Origin of the sequence: Methylobacterium thuringiense (assembly GCF_022179645.1) — a bacterium.
Taxonomy (GTDB): domain Bacteria; phylum Pseudomonadota; class Alphaproteobacteria; order Rhizobiales; family Beijerinckiaceae; genus Methylobacterium; species Methylobacterium thuringiense.
In genome coordinates this window covers 57,981-70,422 of the sequence record NZ_BPRA01000004.1, presented here as the reverse complement: position 1 = coordinate 70,422, position 12,442 = coordinate 57,981, and the positions used below count along the sequence as shown (strand labels likewise).

Sequence of the window (12,442 nt, the reverse complement as noted above, 5' to 3'; positions counted from 1 at the left end):
GCCGTGGCCAAGCCTGCCTTCACCCCCCCGAAGCCCGTGCTGTTCGGCCGGGCCGACAACGATCGCGTCTGGCTCGAATTTGAGACCGCAGACGGCCAGCACTGCTCCGTCACATGGCCCGGTGATCTTCGTGAGGCCGAGACGGTCACGCGCCTCTGGAACGCCCTGAAGCCCTGCGTCGAGGCTCTGATCGCCATACGCAGCGACGTCCGCGATCCGGATACCGACACCGCCATCTCCGGGGCATCCGGTGAGAAGCTGGATGAGGCGCTTGCTGCTGTCGGGGTGCGTCCGTGAGCAGGCGCGAGTTCGGCAAGCCGATTCAGCGCGCCGCGCTCGCCCGTGCCGGCTTCGTCTGCGAGGGCATCCTCGACACCGGATCTCGCTGCCTGACGCAGGTCGGCCACGGTCGCCCTGTCGAATTCGATCACATCCTGCCCGACTGGATGGGCGGCGAACCGAGCCTGGAGAATTGCTCCCCGCTCTGCCCGCCGTGTCACCGCGCGAAGACCGCACAGGACGCAGCCAATCGCGCGAAGACGAAGCGCCAAGCCGACGCCTTCGATGGGGTCAAAGACCCGCACCGGCAGAAGCTTCAGGGCCGCGGTTTTCGGCCGTCGCCGCCGCAGCGCTCGGCCACGCGGCGCATCGAGAAATTCCAAGGCACCATCATGGAGAGAGGCCGGTGATTCCCTTCGGACAGATCCATCCCGTCTGGGCAAGGCCCGGTGCCGAGGCCCGCCTCGTCGAGCTCTGGAGCCAGCGCCGCCTGAGCGGCCTCGAGATCAGCGGCGTGCTCAGCATCGAGTTCGGCCTGCCGATCTCGAAGAACGCCGTCCTCAACAAGATCCACCGGATGCGGAAATACGACCACAAGGCCGGTCAGCAGCATCGGCCGGCGCCGGCAAGCGTCGAGCCTGTGGTGATCACCCTCCCCCACGTCGGGGCAGCCTACGCCTACAGCGCCGGCCGCCTGATCCGCGATGGGGTCGCGCTGGAGGCTCGGGCATGAGCAGCACCCTCCCCACCACCGCACGTGATGGCGATCTGCGGGCGGCCGAACCCTGCATCAGCGCGCGTGACCCGTTCCCCGAGCGCCGCGGCGACTGGATGCAGACGTACACGGGCCGCCGCTTTTGGCCGCTGGACCCGCGACCGGAAGACGTGGCGATCGAGGACATCGCGCACGCCCTGTCGCTCCAGACCCGCTACGGCGGGCACTGTCTGCGGTTCTATTCAGTCGCCGAGCACAGCGTCCTCCTGGCTCGCAGCGCCACCCGAGAGAACGCGCTGTGGCTCCTGCTGCACGACGGCGCCGAAGCGTACCTCAACGACATGGTGCGCCCGTTGAAGCGGCACATGCCGGAGTACCGCGCGGCCGAAGATCGCGTTGCCTGGGCGATCTACGAGCGGTTCGGTCTCGACCCGGCGAACGAGCCTCGCGAGGTCAAGGATCTCGACAACCGCATCCTGATGGACGAGCGCGCGCAGATCATGCGCCCGACGGGCGACGCGTGGAACTACGGCGGCGCAACCGACCCGCTCGGCGTCACGATCGAAGGCTGGGCACCCCAGCTCGCTGAGCGAGCATTCTTGGGCATGTTCTCGCAGATAACTGGCCTCCCCCGCGAAGCCCCTCCCCCAGCACAAGATCCAGTCCCCGCGCTGGGGTTGCCGGCAGGAGAGGTCGAGGGGCTGCAGGCGCAGCTGGCTGAGTTTGATACCGCTTACGCATCCTGCGAGGGAGCGGAGTACGAGTCTCGCCCGTGGCAGTTGGCGCTTGAGGCGGCAGATCCGCTTGTTGAGTACCTCCGAACCCACACCCTCACCCCGCCAGCATCGGCGGCAGACAGCGAGGGGCTGCAGGTTAAGCGCGTCAGCCGCTTGGACGACTGCTGTTCGGCCTGCACCCCATGCTCGCATCAGAAGCGTGATCCATATTCGCTGTGTGCCGTCTGCGAGCAGGTGCACACCAATGCGCGAGAGGAAGAACGGCGGCACGCGCTTGCCAAAGACGCTTCGGAGCGCGCCAGCAAGAATGCCGGCGTCGCAGCCGAACTTCTCTACGCCCCGATCCTTTGGGCGATCCAAGATGCGACCACCCCGCCACCAGTCCCTCCGACACGGGAGGCGGGGCTGGAACCAGGGGAGCGACAGTATCGGGATTACCACGCGAACTGGGAAGCGTGGGCACACTTCGACGCAAAAACCAAAGCCCGATGGGCTGACGTTGAGGCTGTAAGCGCCCCCACCCCCGGCGAAACGCCCGGACAGGATGCGGTGGAGGCGACCGCCCTCTCGCAAGACAAGTTCACACTCGGCCGCAAGATGCGTGAGATCGTCTGCCGAGCCAACACATGGGAAGACGCGGCCGTTGAGTTCGCGGCCCTCGCCTCGCTCCGATCCACCCAGGCCGACACGGGCGGGGAGAGCCAGACACCGGCACCGGACGGGGGTGCCGTGGAGGCGCTGCGCAAGATCGCCAACCTCTCCCCGGAGCCTGACGATAAGGCGTGGCACAACGAATGGAATGAACCGGGCGGCTACCGCTATTTTGGCTCGGACGGGAAGGTTCACGAGACCGGCGTCGACACGTCCAATCACGGCGACATCGAAGCCTGGGCTCACGAGAAAGGGCTTCATGCCGCCGCAGTGATCGCCCGCGCAGCCCTCGCCGCCTTCGCGCAGGGGCCGGGTGCGGGGCAGGCGGGCTGGTTGCCGATCGCCAGCGCGCCGAAGGACGGGACGATCATCGGTGTAGCGGCCGGGTGCGCGGCGTGGAGCGAGAGCGCCCGGGGATGGGTGTCCAAGATGCCCGGCGCTGTGGATCGTCCCATCCAGTGGCCCGTGACCCACTACAAGAGTCTGGACCCGAACACCCTGCCCATCCTGCCGGTGTTTGCCAGTGACAGGTGGCGCTCGCCCCTGCCCGCCGCCCCGGCCACCGCCGCGAGCGAGGGGGACGTAGCATGACCAGCGTCGAAGATATTCTCGCCGCCATCCGCAAGCGCGGCGAAGTCCGCTGCCCGCACTGTCGGCATGAATTCAATATGTCGGAAGGCGAACTCTACATCGGCCGCACATCGTATCACGGCGAGGAAGAGCCCGTTCCGACTGACTGCCCGAAGTGCGAGGCGGAAGTCTATTTCAAGGAGCACGTCACGCGGACTTGGACGGTCGGCCGGACGCCTACGGAGGCGGAAGAGCTATGAGCACCACCCCCGCCCGCCCAGCCGGAACCGCTGAGATCCGCGAGGCGCTGGCCGCCTCGCCCACCAACCCGGAAGCGCTGCGTGAGGCACCCCCTCCGATCCCGGTCCGCGGCCTCTACTATCTGACCGAGTGCGAAAACTGCGGCTGGATCGGCTCATCCGAGCAGTGCGGAACGGACAGTGGGGCCGACGACTCCGATGTCTACTGTCCGGTCTGCGACAGCAGCGGATGCGAAGACGAGCCAAGCTGTGGCGACACCACAAGGCACGGCGAGGCGGTCTATCAGCGCATCGTCGCCTTAGAGGCCGAACGCGACGCCGCCCTGGCGGAACGGGATGAGGCGCGGGAGGAGCGCGACGCGCTTCTCGGCGCAGCCGGTTTCAAGCCCGGCTCGTTCCGCAGCGCTCTGACACGCAAGGTCATCCTGGATGATGTCGCCGGGATGCGCCCGGAGATGGTCAAGGCCCGTCGTTATGCAGAGCGTGCTCAGGGCGACGCCGACCTCTGGACCATGCGCATGCTGGACGAGTGGCCCGGCGACACGCTGCTGCTGCGCCTCTGGCGGCAGAAGAAGGAAGCCAAGGCCGAACGCGACGCCGCCACCGCCCAAGCCGATCGCACAGCAGGCGAGCTTGCGGCGGCAGAGGCGGAGAAGGTGCGGCTGAAGGCTGCGCTGAAGTTCTGCCTCGAAGAACTCGAATGGCAGATCGAACAGGCGAAGCATTGCGGCGACCCGAACCACGAATGCCCGATGCAGGACATCCACGGGCCGACTGACGGCCATCGCATCGCGAGAGACGCCGCCCGCGCCGCTCTCACCGAGGAGCCTCCCCATGTCGAATAAAAGCTTCAGCGACTGGATTCACGAACTCGATGTCGAGGTGATCCAAGGTGAATACGGCTACGAAGAGGGTGAATTCACGGTCTACCCCGACCACTGGAAACCGCTCTTCCGCGAAGACCTGACGCCGCAGCAGGCCTTCCGTCGCGCCCTTGATGCTTTCGGCGAGGCTAGGCGCCAAGAGGACGCAGATCGCAAAGCCAACTGGGAACGCATCCAGGCCGAAGACGCCGCCGCCATTAAGCTGGCTAGGGAGGCATCCCATGCCGAATAACCCGAGCCGAGACGTGCTGCTGGCGCTGCGCGAACGCGTGCTGGCGGCAAAGGGGGCGGACGTTCTGACATGCGCCCATTTGATCGCCGAGACCATTGCTCCAGCCGGCAGCTTCGTGAGCGTCGCGCCGGTCTCTGAAACGGTGCGTGTCTGTACGAGGCGAGGTGCTTTCACTGGCGCAGACATCGAATGGGCCGCGTGGCCTTCGTGGCGCTCCGGCTTCAAGGTCAACCCTCTGGAGACGTCGATCGTACTCTTTGAGCGAATGCTGCCGGGGTGGTCTCGCGAAAACGGAAAATCCGGCTTCGGCAATCCGGCCTGGTGCCGCGCCTGGAACCCCTCTCTGTCGCCCAGGGTGAACAACGAGGTCAGGTCGGACCACAACGGCGGGTCCGAGCCGCTGGCGATTTGCGCCGCCCTGCTAACCGCCCTCGCAGGAGGCCAGACCCATGGCTGAGCCGAGGGAAGTGGCGGACGAATTCGCCGAGCACGCACGGGCGCTCGTCCAAGAAACTCTGTCAGGCGGTCCGGGCAATCAGGCTGTCGGCACCGTCGGCCTTGCCGCGTTGCAGTGGATGTACGCTCGACGCGAACATATCGAAGCCGCCCTCCGATCCCCATGCCTGGACCGGGATGGCGAGCGGATGAGAGAGGCGGCTGCCGGCCTCTGCGATTATCGAGCCGAACGAGCCCGCATGGCCCTGAAGGGCGGCGTTGACGGGGCTGAGTTTAACCGAGCGGCGGAGGCTACGGCAAGCGCCCTGGCGACTGAGATCCGAGCCCTCGCGCACGAGGAGAAGATGGGATGCTTAGGGCCTCTGCGTGGTCTGACTCCAGAGGCGGGGCGTTGACATGATCAGCATCCTCGTTCAGCCCTTGATGCGCTCTGTCGATGACCCGAGCCGGAATAGCACCGCGCGGTGTTCCGACTCGGGCCATCGGAACAGCTTCGGCCTTTGCCAGCTTTTCCGATGGAGCGACCTCAATGAAGCACTATGTCGGCTTGGATGTTGCCCTGAAGACCACGCAAATCTGCGTGATGGATCAGGAGCAAAAGATCGTCGCCGAGGCGAAGATCGAGACGCACCCCGAAGCACTAAGCCAGTACCTCTTCAAGCTCGGCCTGAACTATCAGCGGGTCGGATTGGAGACCGGGAACCTTGCCCAGTGGTTGTACACGGGCATGGCGGAAGCTGGCCTACCGATCATCTGTGTGGATGCGCGGAAGATCAAAAGCTTCTTGAAGCTGCAAAAAGTCAACAAGAACGACCGGAACGATGCTCGCGGCATCGCCAAAGCGATGCATATCGGAACGGAGCATGCCGTTCATATGAAGACCATAGAGTCTCAGCGAATGCGTTCGCTTCTGGCCGCACGCAAAAGCATTCAGATCAAAATGAACGATCTGAAGATGTTTGTTCGCGGCAACATCCGCCAGTATGGCATGAAGATGGACAAGGTCTCTCTATCGATGTGGGAGGCACGCGTACGAGAACTGATTGCTGGGGACAACTTCCTCTGCATGGTGGTCGAGCCGATACTCGTTTGCATTCGTACGATGCGGCAACAGGTTGTTGTGCTCTCAAAGGAAATCAATCAGATCACGCGAGGCGATCCGACTTGTCGGCTTCTCATGACATGCCCCGGCGTCGGTCCGGTCGTGTCTCTGACGTTCAAGACATCGATCGATATCCCAGAGCGCTTCGCCAATTCTCAGACGGTGGGAGCCTACCTCGGCTTGACGCCGAAGCAGAACCAGTCCGGCGAGACGGACAAAAGGGGCAGGATTTCCAGGGCCGGGGACATCGCAATGCGCACTGCTCTGGTGGAAGCCGCGCATTCAATGCTGTCTCGTGGCCGGGCGTGCTGGCTCAAGGAGTGGGCACTGAAAATCAAGAAGAGGACGAACCTCTTCGTCGCGGCCATCGCGCTTGCCCGCAGGCTGGCCGTCATCCTGCACCGCATGTGGGTGGACAAAACCGAATTCTGTTGGGAGGCCGCGCCGAAAAGGGCTGTGGCCGCCTAACCGAACACACCTTCCGCCGCCGACAGCGGAAGACCGAGCGTCAGGAACCGAGGGTCGGGCGACCCATAGCCATCCCATGCGGCCAGACCGCGCTAATAAGCCGTGGGCGCCCACTTCACGAAACCCATCTTGTGGCGGCCTTCGTGCCGACCACGGAAGTGAGCACGAGTCCTGATCGTTCGATATTCTTCTTTCGGCAAAGAACAACCCAAGCATTGGGTGCGCGGTATGTAACATTCAGTTCCCCGCAAGGGGAGAAGGGCGCGACGCAGAAGATCAGCTTGGACTCAAATTCCGGGCTACAAGATTTGTGCGCGTCCTTCGAAAGCTCCGCTTCGGCGGAGGGAGGCGAGACGCAGCATCCTGCCTTGAGCGACAATCTCGTGGTAGAAGATTTGCGCTCGCCTCCTCAGGATCGCAGACGACATCGGCCAGTAAAGGACGCTTCGCGCCACTTCGTGGCTTCGTCCTTGACTGTCCGAGGTCTTACTGCGGGAGGGCTTTCATACGATCTGTTGGCAAGCCTGAGCGCATCGGGCGCTCTAATCTATGGAGCGCTGTGATGAGTTGCGACAGCAAGGCCGCATGCTGGGAAGAGCCTCATCTTTGCTCTTGGCCGAATTGTCGTAGCGCAGAGTCGCGAGAGCGTGACCGAGATAGGTCGGCAGCAGAGACGAGCGAGCGCTACGAGAAGGCAAGAGCCATCGCCGAAGCTGCCGCCAACCGTTGGGACCAGTTCGGAGACACGGCAGGCGTCCAGTGGCTCGCGGAACAAATACACCGGGTGATGTCGCCGCTTTCGCCGCAAGATGACCGCGATCTTTGCGAGTGCCGGATCGGCCAGTGCCGCTTCCTTACAGAGCGATGCCGGGAGGTCGAGTTATGACCGAAGTCGAGGAAATCCGCGCGCTCAGCACGGCCGAACTGCTGCGAAGGCTGGCGTCTTACACGAAGTGGATGGGCCTGCCCCACACCCAACCGCGCCTGCTCTCGGCAGAAGCCAGCAGACGAGCAGAGACCATGTCGGATGCGGACCGTGTCTGCCACGACGATCAGATGGCCGTCTGGTCTGGAGATGTCATCGGCCGCCTCGCTATGGGCGACTATCTTCGCGCCGACTTCGACTACGACGACACGCTCGCCCTCCACTCGGCCGTCGCCGATGAAATCCGCAGCATCGTTGAGAGCGCGCTCAGCCATCCAGAGCTTGCCGCCTCGCTCTCCCCGCAACAGCCCACGGATACGGGCGACCTGGATCGACCGGTCGCCTTATCCACAAGCCCTAACAAGTGAGGCAGGATGCTGAGCGAGAACCACAGGCGCATTCTAGTTGCGCTTGACGGATGCCACGATGACTTCGGTGATCCCGGCTTCCTCAGCTTCGACGGTATCGCGAGACGGGGAGAAATCGACCGATCGCTCGTGCGACGCAACGTTCGCCACCTCGCGCGGAAGGGCCTGACCAAATACGCGCGCGGCCTATGGACGGATGATGGCCCGGCTGGCGCTGGCTACGCGATCACCCCCGCAGGCCGATCCGCCCTCACCCCAGAGCAAGAGGGGCGCGATGGACATGGCTAAGGCGCGACCAGTTCCCAAGCGCGAGGACGTCACCGAGACCACGCCGTTGCGGCTCGACGCGGCGGTTGCCCTCGCCTTCCCGGCCGGCGGCATGACCGTGAACGGTTTGCGCACGGAAGCCGCCCGCGGCCGGCTTTCGATTGGCCGCGTCGCCGGCAAAGACTTCACCACGCTCGCCGATATCGAAAGGATGATCGAACGATGCCGGCTCGACGAAAGCCTGCGCGCCTCTGGCTCCGGCCGGAGCGTCGGCGGGACGGGAAACTCGTCGCCGCCGCGACGTGGCTCATCCTCGACGGAGGGAAGCACTACCCCACGGGATGCACTGAAGGCGAAGCTGACCGCGCTCAAGAACTCCTTGGGCAGCACATCACGCTCAAATACGAGCCGCAGCGTAAGCGGCGGGACATAGAGGAGATCGATGTGGCCGACGTGCTCGCGATCTACCTCAACGAAAAGCTCGGCATGGATAAGCCGGCGGCGGAGCAATTCGGGACTATTGATCCGATCGGGTGCAAGCGGTTCGTTTCGCGCATTGATCGGCTTGGCGATTTCTTCAGCGGCATGAAGCTGGCCGACGTGATCGGCGACACATGCAAGAGCTACGTCGTTTCGCGCGGTCGCACGGGCGGGGCCCGGCGCGATCTTCAAGACCTCAGCGCCGCAATCGGGCATCACAAGAGGCTCGGCCTGCACCGCGGCGACGTGGCGATCATGCTTCCGAAGCGTGGGGAGGGCCGGACGCGATGGCTCACTCGCGCGGAGGCCGCCCGGCTGCTCTGGGCCTGTTGGACCTATCGAGAGACGCAGACTCGGCACCGCGGCGCAGACACAGGCAGGAAGCTCGCGACCGATAAGCGCCCGCTGCGGCATCTAGCGCGCTTCATCTTGATCGGCCTCTACACCGGCACCCGAGCCGGCGCGATTGCCTCGGCTTCGTTCCACAAGGGCGAGCGGCGATCCTACCTCGATCTTGATGCCGGCGTTTACTACCGGCTCGCGCAGGGGAAGGCGAAGTCGAACAAGCGCCAGCCGCCAGTGCGCTTACCAGACCACATACTGGCGCATCTCCGCCGTTGGGCGAAGACGCCACGCAAGGACGGCTCTCTGCCCGAGTACGTCGTCGAGTGGCAGGGCAAGCCGGTCTCTAGCGTGAAGACGGGCTTCGCCCATGCTGTCGAGGTCGCCGGCCTGGAAGAAGACGCGACTCCGCATACCCTCCGGCACACAGCCGCGACGTGGCTGATGCAGGCCGGCGCCGACATCTGGGAAACCTCTGGCTTCTTAGGCATGACGCCGAAGGTGCTGATGGAGGTCTACGGGCATCATCACCCTGACTTCCAAAAAGGTCCGGCCAACGCGGTGAAGAACCGTCAACGCCCGGCGTCATTGCAAAAGGCAGCCAAAAAGCCGAGCGACGAAACCTCAGAAAAAGCACAGGAAGATAAGCCGAAATGACCGTTTCGTTGGTCAATTCGTTGGTTGTGTCTGGCAATCCGTGGTAACGTACAGCTTAAGCCGTTGATGGAATTGGTGGGCCCGGCAGGACTCGAACCTGCAACCAGACCGTTATGAGCGGTCGGCTCTAACCATTGAGCTACAGGCCCGGCAGGGCAACGGACCATGTCCTAGCCGCTGGCTGCGCGCGCGTCATCCCGGTTTTTCCCGGGCAGGGAACGGCCGATGCGCTTCGTGCGTCCGGCCGAGCCGTTCTCACTCCGAAAATACGTAGCCGTTGTTGATCTTCAGGCCGACCGGGCGGCCGGCGGCAAGGCGGGCGTTGTCGGAGGCTTCGACCACGAGGAGCTTGCCGTTGGGGCGGTCGATCTCGATGCGCTGGCGGCCCTGGGCGCGGTAGGAGGAGCGCACGAAGCCTTCGAGATGGGCCTCGTGGGCGTCGGCGAACTGGAGTTGCCAGGGGCGCACGTAGAGCTTGACCGGACCGACCAGCCCGTCGGGGGCGGGGACCGGCGTATCGCGGCCGTTGACGAGGACGCGGCCGCCCTGCGCGATCGCCTCGACCTCGATCGTGTCGCCCAAGAACTTCAGCACCGTCGGCGAGGCCGGGTGCTCCTGCACTTCGTCCGGCGTGCCGACCTGCTCGAGGCGCCCCTTGTCGAGCACGGCGACGCGGTCGGAGAGTTCGAGCGCCTCGTCCTGGTCGTGGGTCACGAAGATCGTGGTCTGGCCGGTGCGGTCGTGGATCTCGCGCAGCCAGCGGCGCAGGTCCTTGCGGACCTGGGCGTCGAGGGCGCCGAAGGGCTCGTCGAGCAGCAGCACGCGCGGCTCCACCGCCAGTGCTCGCGCGAGCGCGATGCGCTGGCGCTGGCCGCCGGAGAGCTGCGAAGGGTAGCGGTCGCCGAAATTCGACAGCTTGATCAGGTCGAGCAGGTCGCCGACCCGCTTCTTGATGTCGGCCTTGGCCGGGCGCTCGGCGCGCTTCCTGGCGTTGAGGCCGTAGGCGATGTTGTCGGCCACCGTCATGTGCTTGAACAGGGCGTAGTGCTGGAACACGAAGCCGACCGCGCGCTCCTGCACCGGCAGCCGCGTGGCGTCGTCGCCGCCGAAGATGATGCGGCCGGAATCCGGGCGGTCGAGCCCGGCGATGATGCGCAGCAGCGTCGTCTTGCCGGAGCCCGAGGGCCCGAGCAGGCCGAGCAGCTCGCCGGCGCGCACGTCCAGAGACAGCCCGTGGAGCACGGCCGCCGTGTCGAAGGTCTTCGAGACGCTCTCGACCCGGATCGCCGTGGAGTTGCTAGTGACGCCGTGCGCCCGCCGCGATGTCGTCGGCGTAGCGCCACTCGAGGACGGATTTGATGACGAGGGTGACAAGAGCGAGGCCGGCAAGGAGGGAGGCGACGGCGAAAGAGGCAACGAAGTTATACTCATTGTAGAGGATCTCCACGTGGAGCGGCAGCGTGTTGGTCAGGCCGCGAATATGGCCGGACACGACCGAGACGGCACCGAACTCGCCCATCGCGCGGGCATTGCAGAGCAGGACCGCGTAGAGCAGGCCCCAGCGGATGTTGGGCAGGGTCACGGTCCGGAAGGCGTGCCAGCCCGAGGCGCCGAGCGTCATCGCCGCCTCCTCCTCCGCCGTGCCCTGCTCCTGCATCAGCGGGATCAGCTGGCGGGCGACGAAGGGGAAGGTCACGAACACCGTGGCCAGCACGATGCCCGGCACCGCGAAGATCACCTGGATGTCGTGCTCGATCAGCCAGGGGCCGAGCAGACCCTGCGACCCGAAGACCAGCACGTAGATCAGACCGGAGACCACCGGCGAGACCGAGAATGGCAGGTCGATCAAGGTGACGAGCAGGTCTCGGCCCCAGAACTTGAATTTGGCGATGGCCCAGGCCGCCGACACACCGAAGACGACGTTGAACGGCACGGCGATCGCGGCCGTGATCAGGGTCAGCCGGATCGCGGCATGGGCGTCGGGCTCGGTGAAGGCGGTGAAATAGGCGGAGACGCCCTTGGCGAAGGCCTGGACGAACACCGTGACGAGCGGCAGCACCAGGAACAGGGCCAGGAAGGTGACGGCCACCGCGATCAGGGTCCAGCGCACCCAGCCTGTCTCGGTGACGACGCTCGCGGGCGGCCGGAGGCCGGATTCGGCGACCGGGAAGTCGGCGGGGGTGATCGCCTCAGACATAGCCGAATCTCCGCCGGCTCCAGGCCTGGATCAGATTGATGGCGAGCAGCACCGTGAACGAGATCGCGAGCATGATCGTCGCGATGGCGCAGGCGCCGGCATAGTCGAACTCCGACAGCTTGATCACGATCAGCAGCGGCGCGATCTCGGAGACGTAGGGGAGATTGCCGGCGATGAAGATGATCGAGCCATATTCGCCGACGCCGCGGGCGAAGGCGAGCGCGAAGCCGGTCAGCACGGCCGGGATCAGCGGCGGCAGCACCACCTTCGTCAGTGTGCCGAGCCGGGTGGAGCCGAGGATGGCCGAAGCCTCCTCGATCTCCCTGTCGATCTCGGCGATCAGCGGTTGCACGGTGCGTACGGCAAACGGCAGGCCGATGAAGACCATGGCGATGTAGATGCCGAGCGGCGTGTAGGCCGCCTCGATGCCGAACTTGGCCAGCTGCTCGCCGACGAGGCCGTTCGGTGCGTAGAGCGAGGCCAGCGCGATGCCCGCCACGGCGGTCGGCAGCGCGAAGGGCAGGTCGACGACGGCGTCGATGATCCGGCGGCCGGGGAAATCGTAGCGGGTCAGCACCCAGGCCACGATGCCACCGAAGATCGAGGCGGTGAGCGCCGCCAGCAGCGAGACGCCGAAGCTGACGCGCAGCGCACTCGCCACGCGCGGGTCGGTCGCGACGTCCCAGATGCCGGCGAAGCCGAGGCCCGAGGCCCGCACCACGAGGGCGGCGAGCGGGAGCAAGACGATCAGCGATAGGCAGGTCAGGGTGTAGCCGAGGGTGAGCCCGAAGCCGGGGATCACGCTGGGTTGGCGAAAGCGCCGCCTGGGTCGGGGAGAGGAACTCGCCATCG

General features: G+C 65.2%; 15 protein-coding genes and 1 tRNA gene. 12 read left to right on the top strand and 4 right to left on the bottom strand.

Going from position 1 to position 12,442, the window contains the following annotated elements:
* Positions 1-3: 3 nt before the first annotated feature.
* The 12 genes from MFF07_RS05160 to MFF07_RS05105 all read left to right on the top strand — a co-directional run bounded on the left by MFF07_RS05160 (position 4) and on the right by MFF07_RS05105 (position 9,393).
* Positions 4-297, top strand: a complete 294-nt coding sequence (locus tag MFF07_RS05160) for a hypothetical protein (protein WP_238230886.1) — start codon at positions 4-6, stop codon at positions 295-297.
* The gene (locus MFF07_RS05155) at positions 294-689 is read left to right on the top strand and encodes an HNH endonuclease (RefSeq protein WP_238230883.1); all 396 of its coding nucleotides are present in this window, start codon (positions 294-296) and stop codon (positions 687-689) included. The genes MFF07_RS05160 and MFF07_RS05155 overlap by 4 nt, the downstream gene beginning before the upstream one ends.
* The gene (locus MFF07_RS05150) at positions 686-1,012 is read left to right on the top strand and encodes a hypothetical protein (protein WP_238230881.1); all 327 of its coding nucleotides are present in this window, start codon (positions 686-688) and stop codon (positions 1,010-1,012) included. Before MFF07_RS05155 ends, MFF07_RS05150 begins: the two co-directional genes overlap by 4 nt.
* Positions 1,009-2,973 (top strand): hypothetical protein, encoded by a 1,965-nt coding sequence (locus tag MFF07_RS05145; RefSeq protein WP_238230879.1) that lies wholly within the window; start codon positions 1,009-1,011, stop codon positions 2,971-2,973. Before MFF07_RS05150 ends, MFF07_RS05145 begins: the two co-directional genes overlap by 4 nt.
* A complete protein-coding gene (locus MFF07_RS05140) occupies positions 2,970-3,212 on the top strand; it encodes a hypothetical protein (RefSeq protein WP_238230877.1) in 243 nt (80 codons plus the stop codon). Before MFF07_RS05145 ends, MFF07_RS05140 begins: the two co-directional genes overlap by 4 nt.
* Positions 3,209-4,057 (top strand): hypothetical protein, encoded by an 849-nt coding sequence (locus MFF07_RS05135; protein ID WP_238230875.1) that lies wholly within the window; start codon positions 3,209-3,211, stop codon positions 4,055-4,057. The genes MFF07_RS05140 and MFF07_RS05135 overlap by 4 nt, the downstream gene beginning before the upstream one ends.
* On the top strand, positions 4,047-4,328 hold the full coding sequence (locus MFF07_RS05130; protein WP_238230872.1) for a hypothetical protein: 282 nt from the start codon (positions 4,047-4,049) through the stop codon (positions 4,326-4,328). The genes MFF07_RS05135 and MFF07_RS05130 overlap by 11 nt, the downstream gene beginning before the upstream one ends.
* Complete coding sequence (locus MFF07_RS05125) at positions 4,318-4,785, top strand: hypothetical protein (protein WP_238230870.1); 468 nt, start codon at positions 4,318-4,320, stop codon at positions 4,783-4,785. The genes MFF07_RS05130 and MFF07_RS05125 overlap by 11 nt, the downstream gene beginning before the upstream one ends.
* Before the next feature lie 528 nt (positions 4,786-5,313).
* A complete protein-coding gene (locus MFF07_RS05120) occupies positions 5,314-6,354 on the top strand; it encodes an IS110 family RNA-guided transposase (RefSeq protein WP_238230869.1) in 1,041 nt (346 codons plus the stop codon).
* Between the two features lie 882 nt (positions 6,355-7,236).
* Positions 7,237-7,647 (top strand): hypothetical protein, encoded by a 411-nt coding sequence (locus MFF07_RS05115; protein WP_238230866.1) that lies wholly within the window; start codon positions 7,237-7,239, stop codon positions 7,645-7,647.
* A 274-nt stretch (positions 7,648-7,921) separates the two neighbouring features.
* Positions 7,922-8,347, top strand: a complete 426-nt coding sequence (locus MFF07_RS05110; protein ID WP_238230864.1) for an excisionase — start codon at positions 7,922-7,924, stop codon at positions 8,345-8,347.
* An 11-nt stretch (positions 8,348-8,358) separates the two neighbouring features.
* Entirely contained in the window at positions 8,359-9,393 is a 1,035-nt protein-coding gene (locus tag MFF07_RS05105; protein ID WP_283206810.1) for a site-specific integrase, read from the top strand.
* Between the two features lie 73 nt (positions 9,394-9,466).
* Here MFF07_RS05105 and MFF07_RS05100 read toward each other — a convergent pair.
* The 4 genes from MFF07_RS05100 to cysT all read right to left on the bottom strand — a co-directional run bounded on the left by MFF07_RS05100 (position 9,467) and on the right by cysT (position 12,440).
* A tRNA-Ile gene (locus tag MFF07_RS05100) sits at positions 9,467-9,542 on the bottom strand.
* A gap of 106 nt (positions 9,543-9,648) precedes the next feature.
* On the bottom strand, positions 9,649-10,635 hold the full coding sequence (locus MFF07_RS05095) for a sulfate/molybdate ABC transporter ATP-binding protein (RefSeq protein WP_238230863.1): 987 nt from the start codon (positions 10,633-10,635) through the stop codon (positions 9,649-9,651).
* A gap of 55 nt (positions 10,636-10,690) precedes the next feature.
* A complete protein-coding gene (cysW, locus tag MFF07_RS05090) occupies positions 10,691-11,590 on the bottom strand; it encodes a sulfate ABC transporter permease subunit CysW (protein WP_147814875.1) in 900 nt (299 codons plus the stop codon).
* Positions 11,583-12,440 (bottom strand): sulfate ABC transporter permease subunit CysT, encoded by an 858-nt coding sequence (gene cysT / locus MFF07_RS05085; RefSeq protein WP_147814877.1) that lies wholly within the window; start codon positions 12,438-12,440, stop codon positions 11,583-11,585. The genes cysW and cysT overlap by 8 nt, the downstream gene beginning before the upstream one ends.
* Positions 12,441-12,442: the final 2 nt, after the last annotated feature.

Coding starts and splice junctions, on each gene's coding strand:
- MFF07_RS05145 (WP_238230879.1), top strand. CDS start 1,009: ATGAGCAGCACCCTCCCCACCACCGCACGTGATGGCGATCTGCGGGCG.
- MFF07_RS05140 (WP_238230877.1), top strand. CDS start 2,970: ATGACCAGCGTCGAAGATATTCTCGCCGCCATCCGCAAGCGCGGCGAA.
- MFF07_RS05110 (WP_238230864.1), top strand. CDS start 7,922: ATGGACATGGCTAAGGCGCGACCAGTTCCCAAGCGCGAGGACGTCACC.
- MFF07_RS05125 (WP_238230870.1), top strand. CDS start 4,318: ATGCCGAATAACCCGAGCCGAGACGTGCTGCTGGCGCTGCGCGAACGC.
- MFF07_RS05135 (WP_238230875.1), top strand. CDS start 3,209: ATGAGCACCACCCCCGCCCGCCCAGCCGGAACCGCTGAGATCCGCGAG.
- MFF07_RS05130 (WP_238230872.1), top strand. CDS start 4,047: ATGTCGAATAAAAGCTTCAGCGACTGGATTCACGAACTCGATGTCGAG.
- MFF07_RS05115 (WP_238230866.1), top strand. CDS start 7,237: ATGACCGAAGTCGAGGAAATCCGCGCGCTCAGCACGGCCGAACTGCTG.
- cysT (WP_147814877.1), bottom strand. CDS start 12,440: ATGGCGAGTTCCTCTCCCCGACCCAGGCGGCGCTTTCGCCAACCCAGC.
- cysW (WP_147814875.1), bottom strand. CDS start 11,590: ATGTCTGAGGCGATCACCCCCGCCGACTTCCCGGTCGCCGAATCCGGC.
- MFF07_RS05120 (WP_238230869.1), top strand. CDS start 5,314: ATGAAGCACTATGTCGGCTTGGATGTTGCCCTGAAGACCACGCAAATC.